Origin of the sequence: Enterobacter sp. TMH.L2 (assembly GCF_050847315.1) — a bacterium.
GTDB lineage: Bacteria > Pseudomonadota > Gammaproteobacteria > Enterobacterales > Enterobacteriaceae > Cedecea.
The window spans coordinates 1,963,058-1,984,189 of record NZ_CP193791.1 but is presented as its reverse complement, the minus strand read 5'-3'; the positions used below and the strand labels follow the sequence as shown (position 1 = coordinate 1,984,189).

Annotated in this window: 20 protein-coding genes; 10 read left to right on the top strand and 10 right to left on the bottom strand. The window is 54.7% G+C overall.

Features of this window, described 5'->3' with window-relative positions; genetic code table 11:
- Positions 1–30: 30 nt before the first annotated feature.
- Positions 31–1,092 carry a lytic murein transglycosylase gene (locus ACREYP_RS09640; RefSeq protein ID WP_498881397.1) on the bottom strand — a complete coding sequence of 354 codons (1,062 nt, stop codon included), beginning with the start codon at positions 1,090–1,092 and terminating at the stop codon, positions 31–33.
- Between the two features lie 75 nt (positions 1,093–1,167).
- Positions 1,168–1,443, bottom strand: coding sequence for a YcgL domain-containing protein (locus ACREYP_RS09635; RefSeq protein ID WP_008454073.1), 276 nt, complete (start codon positions 1,441–1,443; stop codon positions 1,168–1,170).
- Between the two features lie 126 nt (positions 1,444–1,569).
- Here ACREYP_RS09635 and minC point away from each other — a divergent pair, with 126 nt between their 5' ends.
- The 3 genes from minC to minE are packed head-to-tail and all read left to right on the top strand — an operon-like array spanning position 1,570 to position 3,396.
- On the top strand, positions 1,570–2,280 hold the full coding sequence (gene minC, locus ACREYP_RS09630; RefSeq protein WP_008454072.1) for a septum site-determining protein MinC: 711 nt from the start codon (positions 1,570–1,572) through the stop codon (positions 2,278–2,280).
- Between the two features lie 24 nt (positions 2,281–2,304).
- Positions 2,305–3,117, top strand: a complete 813-nt coding sequence (minD, locus tag ACREYP_RS09625; RefSeq protein WP_008454070.1) for a septum site-determining protein MinD — start codon at positions 2,305–2,307, stop codon at positions 3,115–3,117.
- Between the two features lie 3 nt (positions 3,118–3,120).
- Entirely contained in the window at positions 3,121–3,396 is a 276-nt protein-coding gene (gene minE, locus ACREYP_RS09620) for a cell division topological specificity factor MinE (RefSeq protein ID WP_008454068.1), read from the top strand.
- A gap of 140 nt (positions 3,397–3,536) precedes the next feature.
- Here minE and rnd read toward each other — a convergent pair whose 3' ends face one another.
- From rnd to yoaA, 5 genes are all read right to left on the bottom strand, one after another.
- Positions 3,537–4,658, bottom strand: a complete 1,122-nt coding sequence (gene rnd, locus ACREYP_RS09615) for a ribonuclease D (RefSeq protein ID WP_008454065.1) — start codon at positions 4,656–4,658, stop codon at positions 3,537–3,539.
- 69 nt (positions 4,659–4,727) lie between these two features.
- Positions 4,728–6,413 carry a long-chain-fatty-acid--CoA ligase FadD gene (gene fadD, locus ACREYP_RS09610; RefSeq protein WP_336818139.1) on the bottom strand — a complete coding sequence of 562 codons (1,686 nt, stop codon included), beginning with the start codon at positions 6,411–6,413 and terminating at the stop codon, positions 4,728–4,730.
- A 201-nt stretch (positions 6,414–6,614) separates the two neighbouring features.
- The gene (locus ACREYP_RS09605; protein WP_008454060.1) at positions 6,615–7,208 is read right to left on the bottom strand and encodes a Slp family lipoprotein; all 594 of its coding nucleotides are present in this window, start codon (positions 7,206–7,208) and stop codon (positions 6,615–6,617) included.
- 42 nt (positions 7,209–7,250) lie between these two features.
- Positions 7,251–7,946, bottom strand: coding sequence for a tRNA (adenosine(37)-N6)-threonylcarbamoyltransferase complex dimerization subunit type 1 TsaB (gene tsaB / locus ACREYP_RS09600; RefSeq protein WP_008454058.1), 696 nt, complete (start codon positions 7,944–7,946; stop codon positions 7,251–7,253).
- Between the two features lie 68 nt (positions 7,947–8,014).
- Positions 8,015–9,925 (bottom strand): DNA repair helicase YoaA, encoded by a 1,911-nt coding sequence (yoaA, locus tag ACREYP_RS09595; RefSeq protein WP_336818138.1) that lies wholly within the window; start codon positions 9,923–9,925, stop codon positions 8,015–8,017.
- Between the two features lie 128 nt (positions 9,926–10,053).
- Here yoaA and ACREYP_RS09590 point away from each other — a divergent pair, with 128 nt between their 5' ends.
- On the top strand, positions 10,054–10,398 hold the full coding sequence (locus ACREYP_RS09590) for a RidA family protein (protein WP_008454054.1): 345 nt from the start codon (positions 10,054–10,056) through the stop codon (positions 10,396–10,398).
- Between the two features lie 21 nt (positions 10,399–10,419).
- On the opposite strand, the gene ACREYP_RS09585 is transcribed toward ACREYP_RS09590, so the two are convergent.
- Entirely contained in the window at positions 10,420–10,620 is a 201-nt protein-coding gene (locus ACREYP_RS09585; RefSeq protein ID WP_008454053.1) for a YoaH family protein, read from the bottom strand.
- A gap of 62 nt (positions 10,621–10,682) precedes the next feature.
- On the opposite strand from ACREYP_RS09585, the gene pabB reads away from it, so the two are divergent.
- The 3 genes from pabB (at position 10,683) to sdaA (ending at position 14,198) form a co-directional block, all read left to right on the top strand.
- Positions 10,683–12,050, top strand: coding sequence for an aminodeoxychorismate synthase component 1 (pabB, locus tag ACREYP_RS09580; protein ID WP_336818137.1), 1,368 nt, complete (start codon positions 10,683–10,685; stop codon positions 12,048–12,050).
- Positions 12,051–12,053: 3 nt separating this feature from the next.
- Positions 12,054–12,650 (top strand): CoA pyrophosphatase, encoded by a 597-nt coding sequence (locus tag ACREYP_RS09575; RefSeq protein ID WP_336818136.1) that lies wholly within the window; start codon positions 12,054–12,056, stop codon positions 12,648–12,650.
- A 183-nt stretch (positions 12,651–12,833) separates the two neighbouring features.
- Entirely contained in the window at positions 12,834–14,198 is a 1,365-nt protein-coding gene (gene sdaA, locus ACREYP_RS09570; RefSeq protein ID WP_336708168.1) for an L-serine ammonia-lyase, read from the top strand.
- Positions 14,199–14,340: 142 nt separating this feature from the next.
- Here the strand turns inward: sdaA and ACREYP_RS09565 are convergent, their stop codons facing one another.
- Positions 14,341–15,201 carry a LysR family transcriptional regulator gene (locus ACREYP_RS09565; RefSeq protein ID WP_336818135.1) on the bottom strand — a complete coding sequence of 287 codons (861 nt, stop codon included), beginning with the start codon at positions 15,199–15,201 and terminating at the stop codon, positions 14,341–14,343.
- 95 nt (positions 15,202–15,296) lie between these two features.
- On the opposite strand from ACREYP_RS09565, the gene ACREYP_RS09560 reads away from it, so the two are divergent.
- Entirely contained in the window at positions 15,297–16,310 is a 1,014-nt protein-coding gene (locus ACREYP_RS09560; protein WP_336818134.1) for a nitrilase family protein, read from the top strand.
- Between the two features lie 200 nt (positions 16,311–16,510).
- Positions 16,511–18,109, top strand: coding sequence for a cyclic di-3',5'-guanosine monophosphate phosphodiesterase PdeD (gene pdeD / locus ACREYP_RS09555; RefSeq protein WP_336818133.1), 1,599 nt, complete (start codon positions 16,511–16,513; stop codon positions 18,107–18,109).
- Position 18,110: 1 nt separating this feature from the next.
- Here the strand turns inward: pdeD and yoaE are convergent, their stop codons facing one another.
- On the bottom strand, positions 18,111–19,673 hold the full coding sequence (gene yoaE, locus ACREYP_RS09550) for a CNNM family cation transport protein YoaE (RefSeq protein WP_008454039.1): 1,563 nt from the start codon (positions 19,671–19,673) through the stop codon (positions 18,111–18,113).
- Positions 19,674–20,147: 474 nt separating this feature from the next.
- On the opposite strand from yoaE, the gene manX reads away from it, so the two are divergent.
- Positions 20,148–21,113, top strand: a complete 966-nt coding sequence (gene manX, locus ACREYP_RS09545; protein WP_008454037.1) for a PTS mannose transporter subunit IIAB — start codon at positions 20,148–20,150, stop codon at positions 21,111–21,113.
- The last annotated feature ends 19 nt before the right edge of the window (positions 21,114–21,132 follow it).

Genomic DNA, 21,132 nt, shown 5'->3' with positions numbered 1-21,132 from the left:
GAATACCGGGGAAGTGTTTCTAAGCGTGCCTTATTTATCTGCGATGGCATCCGCCATTTTGCCGATGCTAATGGCAAAGTAGTAAGAACGGTTCCAGTGCATCAGGGTGCGGAAGTTGTTATAGACCAGGAACGAACGATCCAAACCATCGTCTGGCTTCACCAGCCAGGCTTTCTTTGACGACGCTGGAAGATGGGAGCCTTTTGGCAGCGTCACGCCTAGTTTTTTCCACTGGGCCACGGACTTGCCCTGCCCCTGGCTTGTGCCCAGCAGCGAATTATTAAAGCCCGTGGGCAGTTTCACTTCATAGCCCCACGCCCCACCACGCTGCCAGCCCTCTACCGCCAGGTAGTTTGCCGTGGAAGCGAAAACGTCTCGGGTGTTATTCCAGATATCAATTTTGCCGTCGCCATCGCCGTCTTTGCCGTAGCGCAGCAGCGAACTCGGCATAAACTGGTTCTGCCCCATCGCCCCGGCCCATGAGCCTTTCATCTGCGTCGCGCTGACATCACCTCGCTGGATGATTTTCAGCGCCGCCATCAGCTCGTTGGTGAAAAAGGCTTCACGACGTCCCTCAAATGCGAGCGTCGCTAAAGCAGAAATGACATCTTCTTTGCCCTGCAGCTTGCCGAAGTTACTTTCCATTGCCCACAGCGCGACGATGTAGCGACTCTGCACGCCACTTTTGGCGCTGACTTTTTCCAGCTCTGCCCGGTGCTGGCGGGCCAGGCTACGCGCCTGTTTGATTTTGGCGGGAGTAATAACGCGGTTTAAATAGTCATCCAGCGTTATTTTCTTTTCCAGCTGATTGCGATCGGATTGAATGACCCGATCGACAAAATGAATATTGGCAAAGGCTTTTGCCAGCGTCGCATTGCTGATGCGCTTTGATCTGGCTTGTTGTTTTAATTTTTCGACATAAGCCGGAAATTCAGCAGGATTTCGCCCTTGCTCAGCGAGCGTGGCAGTTTGAGGCGGGCTAGTTTGAGGAACTGAGGCGGCTGTGGGAGTCGCCTCAGCAGCGGGAAGATAACCGGCCCCGCTGGAAAGAATTAAGGCGCTGAAGGTATAACGCAAAGCTGCATTTTTCATCATCATTTCTTCAATAATGTGTTTCACACATTCTCCGTGTGAAAGCATGGAAAAGATTTACCTTCAGTCCGAAATTTATTTTTTAGGACTCTTTTCCAGGTGCATAGTCAGCAAACTTTCTACCGGAGGTGGGATCTGTAAATAATAGCCCTCAGTTTCCAGCGCCTGTTTCACTTTATCCAAATCGGCATTGGCCAGTTTTTTACTGCCGTCCAGCGGCAACAGCATCGACAGGACCGGTTTGCCAAAGCCTTTCATCAGCTCTTCCGGCACTCGGGAGAAATCGTCTTTTTTTTCGACATAAAGATATGTCTGGTCACGTTTAGTACTTCGGTAGATCACACAAAACATTTTTTTTACTCTATTTTCGCCAGCGAGTGGCTTGCCTGAATATAAGCTGGACTATAACATGCCTGGTGTACTTCGGAATATCGTCCCACAATAGTGGGGATTGAAACTGAATTGAGTAAGGCCAGGATGTCAAACACGCCAATCGAGTTAAAGGGCAGCAGTTTTACCTTATCTGTGGTTCATTTGCATGATGCACAACCTGAGGTTATTCGCCAGGCTCTGGAAGATAAAATCGCCCAGGCTCCCGCATTCTTAAAGAATGCCCCGGTGGTCGTTAACGTCGCCAGTCTCGATGGTTCCGTCAACTGGAAGAAAGTACAACAGGCCGTTACCGCAACCGGCCTGCGCGTGGTGGGTATCAGCGGCTGTAAAGATGAAGCTTTAAAGGCTGAAATTGAGCGTGCTGGCCTGCCCTTGCTGACCGAAGGGAAAGAAAAGGCCGCAAGAACGCCAAAAGCCGCACCTGCTGAGCCCGTGGTGGTCACCGCGCCGGATGTTACACCGATCACAAAAACGCGTTTAATTGATACTCCGGTCCGTTCCGGGCAGCGCATTTATGCGCCAAACTGTGACTTGATTGTGACCAATCACGTCAGCGCCGGTGCAGAACTGATAGCAGATGGTAATATTCATATTTACGGCATGATGCGTGGCCGTGCGCTGGCTGGTGCAAGCGGCGATCGTGATGCACAAATATTTTGTACTAACCTGGTAGCAGAGCTTGTCTCTATTGCGGGCGAGTACTGGCTGAGCGAGCAGATCCCAGCCGATTATTATGGAAAAGCGGCTCGCCTGAATCTGGCGAGTGGTGCGCTCTCCGTTCAATCTTTGAATTAAGCCCTTTTAACAAGGAAATCCTTTATGGCACGCATTATTGTTGTTACATCGGGTAAAGGGGGCGTCGGTAAGACCACGTCCAGCGCGGCCATCGCTACGGGGCTGGCCCAAAAGGGAAGAAAAACCGTCGTTATTGATTTCGACATTGGTCTGCGTAACCTTGACCTGATCATGGGCTGCGAACGCCGCGTTGTGTACGATTTCGTTAACGTGATTCAGGGCGATGCCACGCTGAATCAGGCGCTTATCCGCGATAAACGCACTGAACAGCTCTATATCCTGCCTGCTTCACAAACCCGCGATAAAGACGCTCTGACCCGCGAAGGCGTGGCCAAAGTGCTGGAAGACCTGAAAAACATGGACTTCGAGTTTATCGTTTGTGACTCCCCGGCAGGTATCGAAACCGGCGCGCTGATGGCGCTGTACTTCGCGGATGAAGCGGTCATTACCACCAACCCGGAAGTCTCCTCGGTGCGTGACTCAGACCGAATCCTCGGCATTCTGTCGTCCAAATCCCGCCGCGCTGAAAACGGTGAAGAGCCGATTAAAGAGCATTTATTGCTGACCCGCTACAACCCAGGTCGCGTCAATAAAGGCGATATGCTGAGCATGGAAGATGTGCTCGAAATTCTGCGCATTCCGCTGGTTGGCGTTATCCCTGAAGACCAGTCAGTGCTGCGTGCGTCCAACCAGGGCGAGCCGGTGATTCTTGACGGTGAATCGGATGCAGGCAAAGCCTACGCCGATACCGTGGAACGCCTGCTCGGCGAAGAACGCCCTTTCCGCTTCATTGAAGAAGAGAAGAAGGGTTTCCTGAAACGCCTGTTCGGAGGATAAGTTATGGCATTACTCGACTTTTTTCTGTCACGAAAAAAGAACACCGCCAACATCGCGAAAGAGCGTTTACAGATCATCGTAGCTGAGCGTCGCCGTAGCGATGCGGAACCGCATTACCTGCCGCAGCTGCGCAAGGACATTCTCGACGTGATTTGCAAATACGTGCAAATTGACCCGGAAATGGTCAGCGTCCAGCTCGAGCAGCGGGATGGAGATATTTCGATTCTGGAGCTGAACGTGACGCTCCCGGAAGCTGAAGAAGCCAGTAAGTCGGCATGAATAAAAAACCCCCTGCATTTGTCAGGGGGTTTTATTTTTACGCAGTCACTTAACGTTTATTCAGCTCATTCTTGTTGCAGCTTGCCAATATATTCAAACCCGAGAACAATACTGTAATTATTCCCAGGTCATATAAATAATCAGTATTCCGCCAGCAATTTCGTTAACGCTTCTGCCATTAATTCTGCCCGCCAGCCGCTAATTAATTCCGGTGCCACACTTTGCGGTTTCAATTTCCAGTGCCAGTTTAACAGCTGATTGATTTGGCGGCGGGAGGCCAGTAATTCGGCGCTCAGCCCTTTAGCCTCGCTCACTTCCTGCACCAGGGCTTTAATGGCCTTAAACACTTTGCGATAGCCCGGCATATCCACCAGGTTTTGCAGCGGCTGCGGCAGCTCGCTCTCCGGCAGCGCCTGCGCCTCGGCCACCAGGGCGATAAGCGTTTTGCCGTGGAAGCGAATTTCGCTGCCGCTCAGGCCAAGCGAGTCCAGTTCGCCCAACGAGCCAGGCATGTATCTCGCCACCTGCCACAGGTTTTCTTCGCGGACGACAAAGTTCACCGCCATGTCGCGCTCGCGGGCTTTACGCAAGCGCCAGGCCGCCAGCTTCTTGAGGCAGGCCAGCTGTCGGGTACGCAGCTGCCAGGCATTGCCTATTTCGCGCCAGGCTTCTTCCGGATCGAGCTGATCGCGACGACGGGAGCACATCAGATGGCATTCATCGAGAGCCGCGCCTATCCAGCCCGCCGCTTCCGTTTCGGCCATCAGTTTCTCAGCGATAGGCAGCAAATAAAGCACATCTGCCGCGGCGTATTCACACTGCCTCTCCGTGAGTGGACGCGCCAGCCAGTCGGTGCGGGATTCACTTTTATCCAGCGCAATGCCGGTGTAAGACTCAACGATAGTGGCAAAGCCGCAGGACAGCGGGCGGCCAGTAAAGGAGGCCAGAATTTGCGTATCAATAAACGGATCAGGCAGCATGCCAAAGGCATTCAGGAAGACTTCGAGATCTTCGCTGCCCGCATGCAGATACTTGATGGTGTCAGGATCCTGCAACAACGCCTTGAACGGCGACCAGTCGCCGATGGCTAAAGGATCGATCAGCGAAACCTGCTGGCCGTCATAAAGCTGGATCAGCCCCAGCTGCGGGTAATAGGTTCTGGTGCGAACAAATTCGGTGTCCAGCGCCAGCGCGGGGAACTGACGAGCGGCCTGGCATACGGCGGCCAGCCCTTCATCGGTAGTAATCATCTGGTAAGTCAAATTCAGTTCTCTTAGGTTGCGCCCATAAAAAATGCCGGCGAACCGGCATCAGGACGAGTGACTTGGAGCTCAGGCGTTATTGTTGCCTGTCTTGCCCGCTTCGTCACGCAGTTCTCGTCGTAAAATTTTCCCGACGTTCGATTTTGGCAGTTCCGTGCGGAATTCGATCAGTTTAGGCACTTTATAGCCGGTTAACTGGCGACGACAGAAGGCGATCAGCGCCTCTTCCGTCAGGGCAGGATCTTTTTTCACCACAAAGATTTTCACCTGCTCACCGCTCACCCCGGCAGGAACACCCACCGCCGCGACTTCAAGCACGCCTTCGTTCTGCATGACCACATCTTCAATTTCGTTCGGATAAACGTTGAAGCCGGAAACGAGGATCATGTCTTTTTTGCGGTCAACGATGTTCATGAAGCCTTCTTCGTTCATTACCGCAATATCCCCGGTGCGTAGCCAGCCGTCTTTAAGGATTTCATCCGTTTCTTTCGGTCGCTGCCAGTAGCCCAGCATTACCTGCGGGCCTTTAACGCACAGTTCGCCAGGCTCACCGGGCGGCACTTCATTGCCCTGATCGTCTATCAGCTTCACGTCGGTGGACGGCACCGGCAGGCCAATAGATCCGCTGTGATAATCCATATCATGCGGGTTCGCGCTGACCAGCGGTGCACATTCCGTCAGGCCATAGCCTTCAAGCAGGAAGCGGCCCGTGAGTTTTTCCCAACGTTCGGCAACAGCGTGCTGGACGGGCATACCGCCGCCCGCAGCGAGGTGAAGGCTTGAAAAATCAAGCTGCTGGAACTCTTTGTTATTCAGTAACGCGTTAAATAACGTATTCACGGCGGTCATGGCAGTGAAAGGATATTTTGCCAGCTCTTTTACCAGTCCCGGAATGTCGCGTGGGTTGGTAATCAACAGGTTCTGCCCCCCCATGTCGATAAACAGCAGGCAGTTAATGGTCAGAGCAAAAATGTGGTACAGCGGCAGCGGAGTCACCACCAGCTCTTTACCTTCGTGCAGTAGCGGGCTGTATGCCGCCCTGACCTGCTCAAGGTTGGCCAGCATATTACGGTGCGTCAGCATGGCGCCTTTAGCTACGCCGGTTGTGCCGCCGGTGTACTGCAGGAAGGCTAAATCGCCATTGATAATTTCAGGTTTGATGTACTGCATGCGGTAACCGCTTTGCAGCGCCCGACGGAAAGAGATGGCGTGCGGCAGATGGTATTTCGGCACCAGACGCTTGATGTACTTCACCACGAAGTTAACCAGCGTCCCCTTCGGCCCGGAGATCTGGTCCCCCAGGCGAGTCAGGATGACGTGTTTCACCTGGGTTTTTTCGACCACTTTCTCCAGCGTATAGGCAAAGTTTGACACGATCACAATCGCGCTGGCCCCGCTGTCATTCAGCTGGTGCTCCAGCTCTCGCGGGGTATAGAGCGGGTTAACGTTAACCACCACCATACCGGCGCGCAGAATGCCGAACAGCGCGACAGGATACTGCAGCAGGTTTGGCATCATCAGCGCCACGCGGTCGCCTTTTTTCAGGCCCAGCCCCTGCTGAAGGTACGCGGCAAATGCCCGGCTGCGCTCTTCCAGTTTGCGGAAGGTCATCACCTCCCCCATGTTGATAAAAGCGGGTTTGTCAGCGTAGCGAGTGACAGCCTGCTCAAACATATCAACCAGGGATTGATAGCGGTCGGGATTTATTTCAGCCGCAACGTCGGCCGGGTAGCGGTTAAGCCAAACCTTATTCAAGGATCCACCTCTGAAATTATTATTTGTCGTCATCACAACCCCAGGGAATACATTTCGTTAACATAATATTAACTCAGCGTACCAGTTTATTAATTAGCCTGATTAAAGGTTGCGAAGCACATCACTAAATTTTTTCATCCGTCCTGGATAAAAACAAACAGCGGCCAGGCCGCTGTTTGAAAACATTTTAAAAACAACAGATTATTCGGTTACAACGGTTTGCACCTGTGCAGGCCCCGGATTGTACCAGCCGCCGCCCCACATGTCGTAATGGTGGCGATACGGGTAAGGCCCGCCCCAGAACCACGGATCGATCGGCTGCGGCGGCATGACGACCTGCTGGACTACGTTCCAGCGTTTGTATCCCGTTGCCTGCATGGTCATGAATTTATAGGGCGTCTGGCCAATCTTACCTTCTGCCGTGCCGGTAATTGGCCCGACGACGGTCACCAACTGATTGCGGAAATCTACCGGATCAAGGAAGCCATTGACGTCGGCATAAATGCGCCCTTGCGAAGGCTCATTCAATGCCGGACGGGCACCTTCATCGAGGCTGACGGTGGCAATCTCCAGGCGAGTTTTGCCCTTCAGGTTGTCCACGTTCACCACTCGCCCGCCAAAGCGCGCTTCCTGCCCGACATAGAGCTGGGGCGCACTCATCACCGCCGTCAGATCCTGCTGTGGGGTGGCGGAAGTCCCTTTAATTGCATCCGGCACGCTCACGCAGCCGCTCAGGACCAGCGCCGCAGCGGCGGCCAGCAGCCAGCTGCATTTTTTGACATTACAAACAGCCATACCTCATCTCCTTAACCTGCCCGCCGTTTAGCGGGGTCGGTCTTACTCTCTGCCAGGTAGCTTTTTCCAGGTGACTTCGTTACGCAGGTAGACAGGCTCCGCATGCTCGACGGCGACGGTTTTGCCGGCGCTAAACGCCTGCTGCGCCAGAGGAAGCATATCTTCAGCTTCAGGCAGCGTAGTTTCACCGTCCTGCAACAAAAGTCCGCTATCCTTCGCCATATCAGGCCAGGCCTGCCAGCCTGTTCCGACTGTAGCCCAGGTGCCGCTCAGATGCTTCAACCGCCCGGCAACGTCTTCAGGCTTAAGGACGGCTTCGCTTGCTTCACCGTGCCACACGCCCTGCTCGTCACGCTCATATTCAGCCCAATAAACTTCGCCCATGCGGGCATCTATTGCGGCGAGTACGCGGGTGGCGCCCGTTCTGCGCCATGCGCCCTGAGCCATTGTCGCCAGCGTTGAAACGCCAATCATCGGCAGCTCAGCACCCAGCGCCAGCCCCTGCGCAATCCCAATCCCAATGCGCACACCGGTGAAACTGCCCGGCCCACGCCCGTAGGCAAGTGCGTTCACCTCAGACAAAGTAATCCCGCCCTGGTTCAGGATCTCTTTGACCAGCGGTAAAATTCTTTGCGTGTGCTCACGCGGGCAGAGTTCGAAATGGGCGTAGGACGCCGCGTCGTTTTGCAGGGCAACAGAACAGGCTTCTGTTGCGGTATCGATGGCTAAAATTCGCATGGGCTTGCCAACCTCTGGCGGAGATAAGGTCAAAAAACGGCGCGCATCATACCATAGCCTGGCACAAATTACTGCGCACCAGAGGCATTGAGGAACTCAACTGCCCGATTTATATCCCGGGTACGCGGCGTGGGCGGCAGGCTGTTAAGGAAAACAGCGCCATACGGACGCATGACCAGGCGGTTATCGCAGATAACCAGGACCCCACGGTCTTCCACATCGCGGATGAGGCGACCGACACCCTGCTTAAGGGTGATCACCGCGTCAGGCAGTTGGACATCGTCAAATGGATCGCCCCCGCGAATGCGGCAATCTTCCATGCGAGCCTTGAGCAGCGGATCGTCCGGCGAAGTAAAGGGAAGTTTGTCGATGATAACCAGGGAGAGCGCGTCGCCGCGCACGTCTACGCCTTCCCAGAAGCTGCTGGTCGCCACCAGCAGGGCATTACCGGCCTCAACAAATTGCTGCAGCAGTTGGCCTTTGCTGGTTTCCCCCTGCAGCAGCACGGGCAACGTCATGGTGGCCCGGAACTGTTCCGCCAGGTCGCGCATCATGGCGTGGGAGGTACAGAGCATAAAGCAGCGCCCGTTGTTCGCCTCAATGAGCGGGCGCAACAGGTTAGCCAGGTGACGGCCAGCGTGGGGCTGATTCGGCGTCGGCAGCCCTCTCGGCACGCACAGCAGCGCCTGTTTAGCGTAATCAAACGGGCTGGCAAGCAGCATTGTTTCTGCTTCGTCGATACCCAGCCGCTCGGTGAAATGGCTCATATTGTCATTCACCGCAAGCGTGGCCGAGGTAAAGACCCAGCAGCCCGCTTTTTCACGAATGACTTCCTTAAACTTGTCGGCCACGGACAGCGGCGTCAGGGCCAGCGTGAAGTGGCGGGCGTTGCATTCATACCAGTAGCTGTAGCCCGGCTGATTAATCTCTTTCAGCCGTTTGATTCGCCCACGGTAAATTACCGCGCGTTCAAATGCGGCATCCAGCAGCGCCGAGCGGCCAAGAGAAAGCTTTGCCACGTCATAACACAGCTCCAGGGCATCATCGAGCAGCAGCAGCGAACGCTGGATATTCGCGTCCGCAAGCAGCTCCCGCAGGTTCCCCCGGTAGCCCGGGTCGCCTATTTGCAGGCGGAAGTCCTGCGTGCGCTGGGCAAGGCTGTCGGCGCTTTTTTGCAGCTGCTGCGTGTCACGGACTTCCGTGCGGTAGGCAATGGAAATGTCTTTGGCGAGGTCGAGCAACTGCCGGCTGGAGATAGACTGGCCAAAATACTGGCTGGCGATATCCGGGATCTGGTGGGCTTCATCGAAAATTGTCACCTGAGCCTCGGGAATAAGCTCCGCGAAGCCGCTCTCCTTCACTACCATGTCGGCCAGGTACAAGTGATGGTTCACCACCACCACGTCGGCATCCATCGCCTTTTTACGCGCCTTGACCACAAAGCAGTCCTGATACTGCGGACAATCCTGCCCCAGACAGTTATCGTTGGTGCTGGTGACCATCGGCCAGACGGTGGAATCTTCGGCGACGGACCCACAGGTGCTGATATCGCCATCCACGGTTTCACTGGCCCAGCCGCGCAAATGCATCACGTCGCTTAACGCCTGCACGGGCAAATCACCGCCCGCCAGCGACTGCTGCTCCAGCCTTTCCAGGCAAAGATAGTTAGAGCGCCCTTTCAGCAACGCCACGCGACCGGTAAATTTCAGCGCACGGGATATCGTCGGCAGATCGCGAGAAAACAGCTGATCCTGCAGCGCTTTTGAGCCGGTAGAAATAATGACTTTTTTGCCAGAACGCAGCGCGGGGGCAAGATAAGCGTATGTTTTCCCTGTACCGGTACCGGCCTCTACCACCAGCTCGCCGCCGGCTTGAATCGCCCGGGTTACGGCCTCCGCCATTTCACGCTGAGCTTCACGCGGCTTGAAGCCCGGAATGACCTTAGCCAGTTGGCCGTCTGCTGCAAAATCGTCCGTCACGTTACCCCCTGGTTAAATTGCCAGTGATTATGTCAGCCCCGGCGAGGTTTATCCAGCCAGGCGGTGGCACCGGGCGGCGGATTGTGGCAGTCTGTGCCGCACATATCGTTTGTTGTTAAGGAGTTGCCATGAGTATTGCGCGTATAAAACCTGAAGCCCGCTGGTCTGATGCGGTTATCCATAACCAAACCGTGTACTACACCGGCGTCCCGGAAAACCTGGATGCTGACGCCTACCAGCAGACGGCAAATACCCTGCAGCAAATCGACACCCTGCTGGCCGAACTCGGCAGCGACAAGACCCGCATTCTGGATGCAACGATTTTCCTGCCGGATGGCGAAGATTTTGCGGCGATGAATAGAGCGTGGGATGAGTGGGTCGTGGCGGGTAAAGCGCCGGTACGCTGCACCGTACAGGCTAAGTTGATGAACCCGCGCTACAAAGTGGAAATCAAAATCATCGCGGCGGTGTAACGCTAAGTCGCTAAGGCCCGCCTAGTCCTGCGGGTCTTCTTCTTCGCCGTCTTCATCTTCAAAGCGTACGGCGACGTTACCCCCGGTATGCGAGGCACGAATCTCACTGGCTACGAGGGCGATGGCTTCGCCGCTGCTCATGCCGTCGGCCATCAGTTCGTGAATACGCTCGACGGCCTGCTGCTGCTGCTCGTGGCTAAGCGCCGGTAATCCTGAAATCATGTTTAACTCCTGTTACAGTGCTGAAGTCGCTATTTTACTCTGCTCCTGACGATGCTACCAAGATGAATGTTACAACCTCCCCCGTTTTTCGCGAACTCAGCTGGCAGGCCGATGCCGTTCAGCACTATTTCCGCTCGGTTTCCACTCAGCCCTGGGCCATGCTGCTTCACTCTGGCTTTGCCGACCATCCGCATAACCGTTTTGATATTATGGTTGCCAGCCCGCTTGCAACGCTGGTCACACGCGGCCAGGAAACCGTGATTGAACGCCACGGGCTTTCATCACAACACAACGAATGCCCGCTTGAACTGTTACAGCAAACGCTGGACAGCTGTGGCCTTGTCACCACGCCCACTAGCGATATTCCGTTCTGCGGCGGCGCGCTGGGGCTATTTAGCTACGATCTGGGCCGCCGCTTTGAGAAAATCCCCGCGACGGCAGAACAGGATTTAACCACGCCGGACATGGCCGTCGGCATTTATGACTGGGCGCTGATTGCAGACCATCATCTGCAGCGTCTGACGCTGGTTTGCAGGGGAGACATTGAAGCTCGTCTGGCCTGGCTGAATGCACTCTCGCCCCGGCAAAATGTTCAGCCTTTCCGGCTGACCAGCCAGTGGCAGTCCAATATGTCCCGCGAAACGTACGGCGAGAAGTTCCGCCAGATCCAGGCTTATCTCAGCAGCGGAGACTGCTACCAGGTTAACCTGGCTCAGCGGTTCCACGCCCGCTATGAAGGGGATGAATGGCAGGCTTTCGAAACGCTGAATCAGGCGAACCGCGCGCCGTTCAGCGCTTTTCTGCGGCTGCCGGACAGCTGTATTCTTAGCCTTTCCCCGGAGCGGTTTGTTCTGCTCGAAGACAAGCAGATTCAAACCCGCCCGATTAAAGGCACGCTGCCTCGTCTTGCCGATCCGCACGCCGACGCAGCGCAAGCTGAACGCCTGGCGAACTCGCCAAAAGATCGCGCTGAAAATCTGATGATTGTTGATTTGCTGCGCAACGACATTGGCCGCGTTGCGGTGCCGGGCAGCGTCAAAGTGCCAGAGCTGTTTGTGGTGGAGCCTTTCCCTGCGGTGCATCACCTGGTGAGCACGATTACCGCCAGGCTGCCTGAGACGCTTAGCGCCTGCGATCTCCTGCGCGCCACCTTCCCCGGAGGTTCAATCACCGGTGCCCCCAAAGTGCGGGCAATGGAAATTATTGAAGAGCTTGAGCCTCAACGGCGTAACGCATGGTGTGGCAGTATCGGCTACATTAGCTTCTGCGGAAAAATGGATACCAGCATCACCATCCGTACGCTCACTGCCGAAGGCGGAAAATTATATTGCTCTGCCGGCGGCGGGATCGTTGCCGACAGTCACGAGGCGGCGGAATATCAGGAAACTTTTGATAAAGTTAATCGTATCCTGCCCTTACTGGAGAATTAATGCATGTCTGGTTCGTCCCTGACGCTGAATGATTTCCTTACCCGGTTTCAACTGCTACGCCCGGCAGACAGCGGGCCGGTCAGCAACAAACGTCAGGCGGCGGTGCTGGTACCCATTGTGCGGCGCCCTCAGCCGGGGCTTTTACTCACCCAGCGCTCGCTGATGCTGCGCAAACATGCAGGCCAGGTGGCCTTCCCCGGTGGAGCGGTAGACGACACCGACAGTTCGCTGATAGCCGCCGCGCTGCGGGAGGCCCAGGAAGAAGTCGCCATTCCACCAGAATCCGTCGAGGTTATCGGCACGCTTCCACCGGTGGACAGCGTGACGGGTTTCCAGGTCACGCCGATTGTCGGCATCATTCCCCCTGATTTGCCTTGGCGCGCCAGTGAAGATGAAGTTTCTGCGGTATTTGAAATGCCGCTCGCCGAGGCGCTGAGCCTTGGGCGCTACCATCCGTTAGATATCCATCGCCGCGGCAACGCGCATCGCGTCTGGCTTTCCTGGTATCAACGCTATTTTGTCTGGGGGATGACGGCGGGGATTATTCGCGAACTCTCTTTACAGGTAGATAGCGATCCAGGCGACACTTTAAAACGCTGAAAATGGCTATATTTAAGCAACAGAAAGACCATAAATCATCTGCTATTAGGTGATTTATGGTTAAGCATTAGTTTAATTCATGTGAATAGTTTCCTGGTGGAACCAATAAATTTTTAAACTAGCGCTTAGCCATTTCAAAGCATCATGTTCCATGAAACAGGGTGCTATCAGAGGAGTTTTAGAGTGATTAGCATATTCGACATGTTCAAAGTCGGCATCGGGCCTTCCAGCTCCCATACCGTCGGGCCAATGAAGGCCGGGAAACAGTTTGTCGACGCACTGATCGAACAGGGACTGCTGGACAGTACCACCCGCATCGCGGTGGACGTTTACGGTTCTCTTTCCCTGACGGGGAAAGGCCACCACACCGATATCGCGATTATTATGGGACTGGCCGGCAACCAGCCTGATAACGTCGATATCGACGCTATTCCGGCTTTTATTCGCGACGTGGAAACTCGCGGTCGTCTGCTAATTGCTCAGGGTCGTCATGAGGTCGATTTCCCGCAGGATAACGGCATGCGTTTTCGCAGCGACAACCTGCCGCTGCATGAAAACGGCATGCAGATCCACGCCTATAACGGCGACAAAGAGATCTACAGCAAAACCTATTATTCCATCGGCGGCGGCTTCATCGTCGACGAAGAACACTTTGGTAAAGATGCGGCCAGCGAAGTCACCGTGCCTTATCCATTCCATTCCGCACAGGAAATGCTGCAGCACTGCAAGGACACCGGGCTTTCCGTATCCGGCATGGTAATGCAGAACGAACTGGCGCTGCACAGCCGCGAGGAAATCGAAGAGTACTTCGCTAATATCTGGCAAACCATGCGCGCCTGTATCGATCGCGGGATGAATACCGAAGGCGTGCTGCCTGGCCCGCTGCGCGTGCCGCGCCGCGCCTCTGCCCTGCGCCGGATGCTGGTGTCCAGCGACAAGCTGTCCAACGATCCAATGAACGTGGTTGACTGGGTGAACATGTTTGCCCTGGCGGTGAACGAAGAGAACGCCGCGGGTGGCCGCGTTGTGACCGCGCCAACCAACGGCGCCTGCGGGATCGTGCCTGCGGTGCTGGCCTACTACGACCACTTTATCGAGCCGGTCACGCCGGACACCTGGATTCGCTACTTCCTGGCCTCCGGCGCTATCGGCGTGCTGTACAAAATGAACGCCTCTATTTCTGGCGCTGAAGTAGGCTGCCAGGGTGAAGTCGGCGTTGCCTGTTCGATGGCGGCGGCGGGCCTGGCTGAAATTCTGGGCGCAAGCCCGGAACAGGTTTGCGTTGCGGCGGAAATCGGTATGGAACATAACCTCGGCCTGACCTGTGACCCGGTCGCCGGCCAGGTACAGGTGCCATGTATCGAGCGGAATGCGATTGCCTCGGTGAAGGCTATCAACGCCACCCGTATGGCGATGCGTCGTACCAGCGCCCCGCGCGTTTCGCTCGATAAGGTCATTGAGACCATGTACGAAACCGGTAAAGACATGAACGCCAAATACCGCGAAACATCGCGAGGCGGGCTGGCCATTAAGGTTCAGTGCGATTAAGCCGTAACCAAGAAACGCGGCTTAAACGATAAGCCGCGTTCGTTATAAAATGAGCGGGGAGTACCGTAAGGTATTTCCCGCTCACATCGTTTTACTGAGCATCCGCTTGTTCTTTCCCCGACATTCAATATCTAAAATTCAATTAGCCGGTCACCATCTGCAGGAAGCGATCTCGCACAGGATCGTTTAACTGAGCATTCCAGGCTATGCCCGTTTGCCAGGTGGTATCTTCACCTTCAAGTGCCACAAGCCTGACTCCGGCTGGCAGAATATGGCTTACCCCCGCCGGCAGTAATGACACGCCCTCTCCGGCGGCAACCAGCGCCAGCAAAGTCTGAATATCATCTGCCGCTGAAACGGTACGGGGAGCGAGATTATTGCCTGAGAGAAAACGCGCTGCCTGTGCCGACAGCCCTTCTCCCCGACTGCGGGATAGCTGCAGCAGTTGGCTCATTTGCAGCAACTCTGTTGCCGCAGCTGTTTCCGTATTAGGCGCCTGAGCCACGGCAAGAACCAGCCGCTCTTCCGCCAGGATTCGACTTTCCAGCTGTGCAGGCGCAGGCAATCGCACAAACCCAACCTGAAGACTGCCCTCCATTAGCTGCCGAAACTGTTCTGCAGAGGACATATCATTCAGGGATACCTGCACATCTGGAAACTGGCTGCGAAAAACGGCCACCTGCCGAGGGGCCAACTGGAAGGACGAGATCCCAAAGCCCATGGTCAGTTTCCCCGCCCGCCCTTTCTGAATATCGGCCACTTCGGAACAGAAAAGATCGTGGCGTTCGAGTACCGCAGCGGCTCCTGGGAGCAGCAGTTCTCCTGCCACGGTCAGCCTTGCCCCGTGGCGACCTCGCTGAAATAGCGTGATGCCGGAAAGAAACTCCAGCGTCTGGATTTGTTTGGTCAGTGCAGGTTGCGTGACGCACAGTTTTTCAGCGGCTGAATGATACGACCCTGACTGTGAGAGGGTAACGAAAGCGCGCAGCAGTTTTATATCCATTCCGTCTGGTTATCGTATGGGGCGAAATCGTGATTATACACGCGAACATGCTCTCTGATGGAATAGCCTCCGAATCGTTGAATAAGGAGCGCAAAATGGATACCACTATTCGAACTGCCACAGTGCAGTTCTGCCACCGGGCGGGAGATAAACAGTACAATTTATCGGTGATGGAAAAATTTATTATTCAGGCCGCCCAGGAGGAGGTAAAGATTCTGGCCTTCCCTGAAATGTGCATTACCGGATACTGGCATGTGCCGGACCTCAGCCGTCAGGCGCTGAATGCGTTGTCTGAGCGGGCTGACGAGAGCGCATCATTAGCCCGGATCGCCGCGCTTGCAGAAAAATACCAGATGGCTATTGGCGCCGGGTTCATTGAAAAGAGCAGCGACGAACGCCTGTATAATGCCTACGCCGTCTGCATGCCGGACGGCACGCGGCATGTGCACAGGAAGCTCCACGCGTTTGAACACCCTGATATTTCCTCCGGCAACAGTTTTACTGTTTTTGACACGCCGTGGGGAGTGCGTGTCGGGGTGCTTATCTGCTGGGATAATAATCTCGTGGAAAATGCGCGCATTACGGCCTTGTTGGGCGCCGATGTTCTTATCGCTCCACACCAGACTGGAGGAACCCATTCACGAAGTCCCTTCGGCATGAAACCTATTTCCCCCAGCCTCTGGGAAAACAGACATAACGACCCGCAAACGCTGGAGGAAGCCTTGCGCGGGGACAGCGGCCGGGGCTGGCTGATGCGCTGGCTACCTTCTCGCGCGCATGATAATGGCTTTTTCATTCTGTTCAGTAATGGCGTCGGCCTGGATAACGGAGAGGTTCGGACAGGAAATGCCATGGTTATTGATCCCTACGGCAGGATCGTTACCGAAACGGGCTCCTTTGAGGATACGATCGTGTACGCCGACCTCGATCTGGAGTTGCTGCCGATGTCTACCGGCCGCAGGTGGATTCACGGCCGTCGGCCTGAGCTGTATGGTGTCCTGGGCGAATCACAGGGCTACGAGCGAGATGCGAGGAGTGCGCGATTTTCTGAAGATGTACCCGGTTTTAGCGGTGACCATCGAAGCAAGGCCGGGAATAAGGCTGAATAGGTTGCCAAGTAAGAGGGGAAAAGGAGACCAATACTCCGTCTCGTAAGAGCTGACGTCAGCGACATGAATAATATAGAACACCGCTTATGCGGTGTTTTTTTATCTTATCTTTTTTTATTTTTTTCGCGCTCTGATATCCCGCTACACTTTGATGATAACGTTACGCCTCATTGTTTGCGGCGAGAAACAGGGAAACAGGGATGCAAACGGCACAGCGGATTATTTCTGACTATCGCCGCAGGCGAGTTATTGTCTGCGCTGTACTCGCCATTTTAGTTTTAATCGTTACGCTTAGCGTCAGATATGCGGTGGAGCGAAATCTTAACGAACAACGCGTCGTCCAGTTTAATCAGCGAATCATTACCACACTCGATACTCTCCTCGCTCCGCTGAATACGGTCAGCGACGATATTATGCAGCTTATCGGGACCTCCTGCGACGACGCCCAATTAAAAATTCGTGAACACGCCGCCAAAATGCAAACGGTACGCGCCATTGGTTTAATCAAAGATGGCGTGCTGTACTGCTCCAGTATTTACGGCAGCCGCAACATGGGTATTCATCAGCTCCATACTCGCCTGCCTTCAGACGAGCCGCTGCTGTTTTTATCCCGCGACAGCTCATTGTTAAAAGGCACACCGGTGCTGATTTTCTGGCGACCGCTACAGGGGCAGCCACACGATGGCGTCATGCAGATTATTAATATTCAGATGTTAACCAGCCTACTGCTTAAGCCGGAGCATCCCTGGGTAACGCGAGCGGTACTGAACGTCGGCGACGATCATCTTGAATACGGTGCCGGTCTGCTGGGGAAGATAGAAACAAACGGAGATGATGTATCTATACAGACAGTATCTAAGCTTTACCCTTATTCTATTACTGCCATTGGCCCTTCTGCCGACCAGTTAACGCTGCAAAATTTACCGGCCCAGCTTCCACTGGCTTTATTACTCAGCCTGCTGGTGGGCTATATTGCCTGGCTTGCGACCGCCAACCGAATGAGCTTTTCCTGGGAGATTAACCTCGGCCTCGCCGCCCGGGAATTTGAAGTCTTCTGCCAGCCGCTGGTCAGCGCCCGAAACTTAGAGTGCGTTGGCGTAGAGCTGCTGCTGCGCTGGAATAACCCAAGACAGGGCTGGATTTCGCCTGAAGTGTTTATCCCCCTCGCGGAACAGCAGCAGCAAATTGCGCCACTCACGCGCTTTGTGCTGGATGAAACCGTGCGTCACCTGGAGATCTTCCCCAAAACGCCCGGGTTTCATATCGGCCTTAACGTTGCCCCCAGCCACTTCCACGACGGCGCAATTATTCGAGACCTGAAACGTTATTGGTTCCCGGCCACGCCTAAGCAAAAGTTAACGCTGGAACTCACCGAACGAAATGCCCTGCCCCCAATGGATCACGGCGTCGTTCAGGAGCTACACAGGCTCGGTATCGACCTCGCTATTGATGATTTCGGCACCGGCCACAGCTCGCTGGCTTATCTTGAAACGCTGAATCCCAATGTGCTGAAAATCGATAAATCCTTCACCGCCGCCATCGGGACTGATGCGGTGAACTCGACGGTGACAGACATTATTATCGCCCTTGGGCAAAGGCTGGGGATCGATTTGGTGGCTGAAGGGGTGGAAACGCAAGAGCAGGCAGAATATTTACGTCGTAACGGTGTCGATGTGCTGCAGGGCTTTTTGTACGCCAAACCTATGCCGCTGAGAGATTTCTCTCACTGGCTCGAGGGCAACACGCCGCCGCCCCCTCGCCATGAAGACCGGGCTATCCCGGCCTTCCCTATGCGCTGACTTACTCTTCTTCGTCCTCGTGTGGAGAGCGTTCTTTTTCCACACGAACTAAATCGACGCGATAATCGTTGGCTTCGACTATCTGAATACGCAGCGGCGCGACTTCGATCACGTCCCCGACTTTAGGAATATGACCATTCACCGCAATCACCAGGCCGGCGATAGAAGCAATATCTTCTTCGCTGTGCACCAGGCGATGGATGTCCAGGCGCTGCTGCAGCGCATGCAGGTCCGTTGAGCCTTTCACCAGCCAGCCGTCACCGTCACGAACGATTTCAGGCGTTTCATCCGCATCCGGGAATTCACCGGCAATCGCTTCCAGCACGTCCAGCGGCGTGACCAGGCCCTGCACCACGCCAAATTCGTTGTTAACGATAACGAAGCTGCCGCGAGCACGACGCAGTACGCCAAGCAGGTTGATTGGGTCCAGCGTTTCCGGCACAACAATCGCCGGTGACTGCGCGGCAATCGCCGCCACGTCAACGCCTTCGTCCAGGGCAACCAGCAGCTCTTTCGCTCGTACTACGCCAATAATTTCATCCAGTTCGCCCCGGCACACCGGGAACAAACTGTGCGGAGAGGCAAGCAGCTGTTCGCGGATCTCCGGCACGCTCTTCATCGCATCAACCCACGAAATCTCACCACGCGGTGTCATAATGCTGCGCAATGAGCGCGAAGCCAGCGTCAACACGCCGTTAATCATATAGCGTTCTTCTTCCGCAAAGGATTCCGCCTCAATTGGCGTCATGGCTTTGCTGTCTTCGCTGCTTTGTACACGTTCCTGACGCTTACCACTCATCATGCGCAGAATCGCATCGGCAGTACGCGCTCGCAGAGGCTGGCGCGACTGATGACGAATAAAGTTACGACGCGCGATCTGGTTAAACAGCTCGATGATGATCGAGAAACCAATGGCCGCGTACAGGTAGCCTTTTGGAATGTGGAAACCAAAGCCTTCTGCCACCAGACTCAAACCAATCATCAACAGGAAGCTCAGGCAGAGCACCACCACCGTCGGATGTTGGTTAACAAAGTTGGTTAGCGGTTTGGAGGCAAGCAGCATGACGCCCATCGCAATGATGACCGCAGCCATCATCACCGGCAGATGGTTGACCATCCCCACGGCGGTAATCACCGCATCCAGCGAGAAGACGGCATCCAGCACCACAATCTGCAGCACCACCACCCAGAAGCTGGCATAGCCCTTACCGTGGCCGTCATCATGCTGACGGTTTTCAAGGCGTTCGTGCAGTTCCGTGGTCGCTTTAAACAGCAGGAAGATACCGCCCACCAGCATAATCAGGTCACGGCCTGAGAAGGTGAAATCCGCGATGCTGAACAGCGGCGCAGTTAGCGTGACCAGCCATGAAATCAGCGACAGCAGTGCCAGGCGCATAATCAGCGCCAACGACAGGCCAATCAATCGAGCCTTATCCCGCTGCTTAGGCGGAAGCTTATCCGCAAGAATGGCGATAAACACCAGGTTATCAATACCCAGTACGATTTCCAGCACAACAAGCGTGAGTAAACCGGCCCATATTTGCGGGTCCATTAACAGTTCCATGTCAGACTCCCGTTAAGGGCACAGCAAGTCGGCATTCCGTAGGTTACGGACGCAAAGCGGCTGGTTAATCGTATTTGCGGGCATAAAACGCCGCTGAGAGGGTGGGATTTAGGCATCCCGGCAGTGAAAAGACGTCGGTGACGGTCCATAGGGTGGGCTACTGCCCGCTACTCCTGAAAGTGAATCGGACGCTAACATTATCAAAGTAAACCAGGGCTTGGCAAAGATTTACCTGACTTTGCAATTTTTTTGCAACTTATGCTGACCATATTTTACAGCGTAATGCCATGAAATCACGGCAACGTTAAATTACGGATCTTCATCACATAAATTATTTTTTCACTGTCTAAAATAATTCCGGCAAATGGTTTGTTCTTTCTTGAACGTGTTATCTGAATCGATTCGCTGAAACGATCCCGATACACCACCGCACCCTTCGAGGGGTGTTGTAATGACAAAAACAGGAGGTAGCAAGTGACTATTGCTATTGTCATAGGCACACATGGCTGGGCAGCGGAACAATTGCTGAAAACCGCCGAAATGCTATTAGGCGAACAAGAGAACGTTGGCTGGATAGATTTCGTCCCGGGTGAAAATGCTGAAACCCTGATCGAGAAATATAACGCTCAGCTGGAGAAACTGGACACCAGCAAAGGCGTGCTATTCCTCGTGGATACCTGGGGTGGCAGTCCATTCAATGCGGCAAGCCGTATCGTTGTGGATAAGGAACATTACGAAGTGGTCGCCGGGGTGAATATCCCGATGCTGGTCGAAACCCTGATGTCGCGGGACGACAATCCCACCTTCGACGATCTGGTTGCCCACGCCGTTGAAACGGGCCGCGAAGGCGTGAAAGCGCTGAAAGCTAAGCCGATAGAAAAAGCCGCACCGGCCCCCGTTGCCGCCGCGCCGAAAGCCGCAGCGCCAGCCAAACCGATGGGGCCAAACGATTACATGAACATCGGTCTCGCGCGCATTGATGACCGTTTAATTCATGGCCAGGTCGCCACCCGCTGGACGAAAGAAACCAACGTTACCCGCATTATCGTCGTCAGTGATGAAGTGGCGGCAGACACCGTTCGCAAAACGCTGCTGACCCAGGTCGCACCGCCGGGCGTCACCGCCCACGTGGTGGATGTCGCAAAAATGATCCGCGTTTACAACAACCCCAAATACGCGGGTGAACGCGTCATGCTTCTGTTCACCAACCCAACCGACGTTGAGCGCATTGTTGAGGGTGGCGTAAAAATCACCTCCGTCAATATCGGCGGCATGGCTTTCCGCCAGGGCAAAACCCAGGTTAACAACGCCATTTCCGTAGATGAGAAAGATATTGAGGCCTTCAAAAAACTGAACGACCGCGGTATTGAGCTTGAAGCGCGGAAAGTGTCTACCGATCAAAAACTGAAAATGATGGATCTGATCGCGAAAGTTAAATGATTGTCACCACTAATAATAT

Coding starts and splice junctions, on each gene's coding strand:
- ACREYP_RS09640 (WP_498881397.1), bottom strand. CDS start 1,092: ATGAAAAATGCAGCTTTGCGTTATACCTTCAGCGCCTTAATTCTTTCC.
- ACREYP_RS09635 (WP_008454073.1), bottom strand. CDS start 1,443: ATGTTTTGTGTGATCTACCGAAGTACTAAACGTGACCAGACATATCTT.
- minC (WP_008454072.1), top strand. CDS start 1,570: ATGTCAAACACGCCAATCGAGTTAAAGGGCAGCAGTTTTACCTTATCT.
- minD (WP_008454070.1), top strand. CDS start 2,305: ATGGCACGCATTATTGTTGTTACATCGGGTAAAGGGGGCGTCGGTAAG.
- minE (WP_008454068.1), top strand. CDS start 3,121: ATGGCATTACTCGACTTTTTTCTGTCACGAAAAAAGAACACCGCCAAC.
- ACREYP_RS09605 (WP_008454060.1), bottom strand. CDS start 7,208: ATGGCTGTTTGTAATGTCAAAAAATGCAGCTGGCTGCTGGCCGCCGCT.
- tsaB (WP_008454058.1), bottom strand. CDS start 7,946: ATGCGAATTTTAGCCATCGATACCGCAACAGAAGCCTGTTCTGTTGCC.
- ACREYP_RS09590 (WP_008454054.1), top strand. CDS start 10,054: ATGAGTATTGCGCGTATAAAACCTGAAGCCCGCTGGTCTGATGCGGTT.
- ACREYP_RS09585 (WP_008454053.1), bottom strand. CDS start 10,620: ATGATTTCAGGATTACCGGCGCTTAGCCACGAGCAGCAGCAGCAGGCC.
- pabB (WP_336818137.1), top strand. CDS start 10,683: ATGAATGTTACAACCTCCCCCGTTTTTCGCGAACTCAGCTGGCAGGCC.
- ACREYP_RS09575 (WP_336818136.1), top strand. CDS start 12,054: ATGTCTGGTTCGTCCCTGACGCTGAATGATTTCCTTACCCGGTTTCAA.
- ACREYP_RS09565 (WP_336818135.1), bottom strand. CDS start 15,201: ATGGATATAAAACTGCTGCGCGCTTTCGTTACCCTCTCACAGTCAGGG.
- ACREYP_RS09560 (WP_336818134.1), top strand. CDS start 15,297: ATGGATACCACTATTCGAACTGCCACAGTGCAGTTCTGCCACCGGGCG.
- pdeD (WP_336818133.1), top strand. CDS start 16,511: ATGCAAACGGCACAGCGGATTATTTCTGACTATCGCCGCAGGCGAGTT.
- yoaE (WP_008454039.1), bottom strand. CDS start 19,673: ATGGAACTGTTAATGGACCCGCAAATATGGGCCGGTTTACTCACGCTT.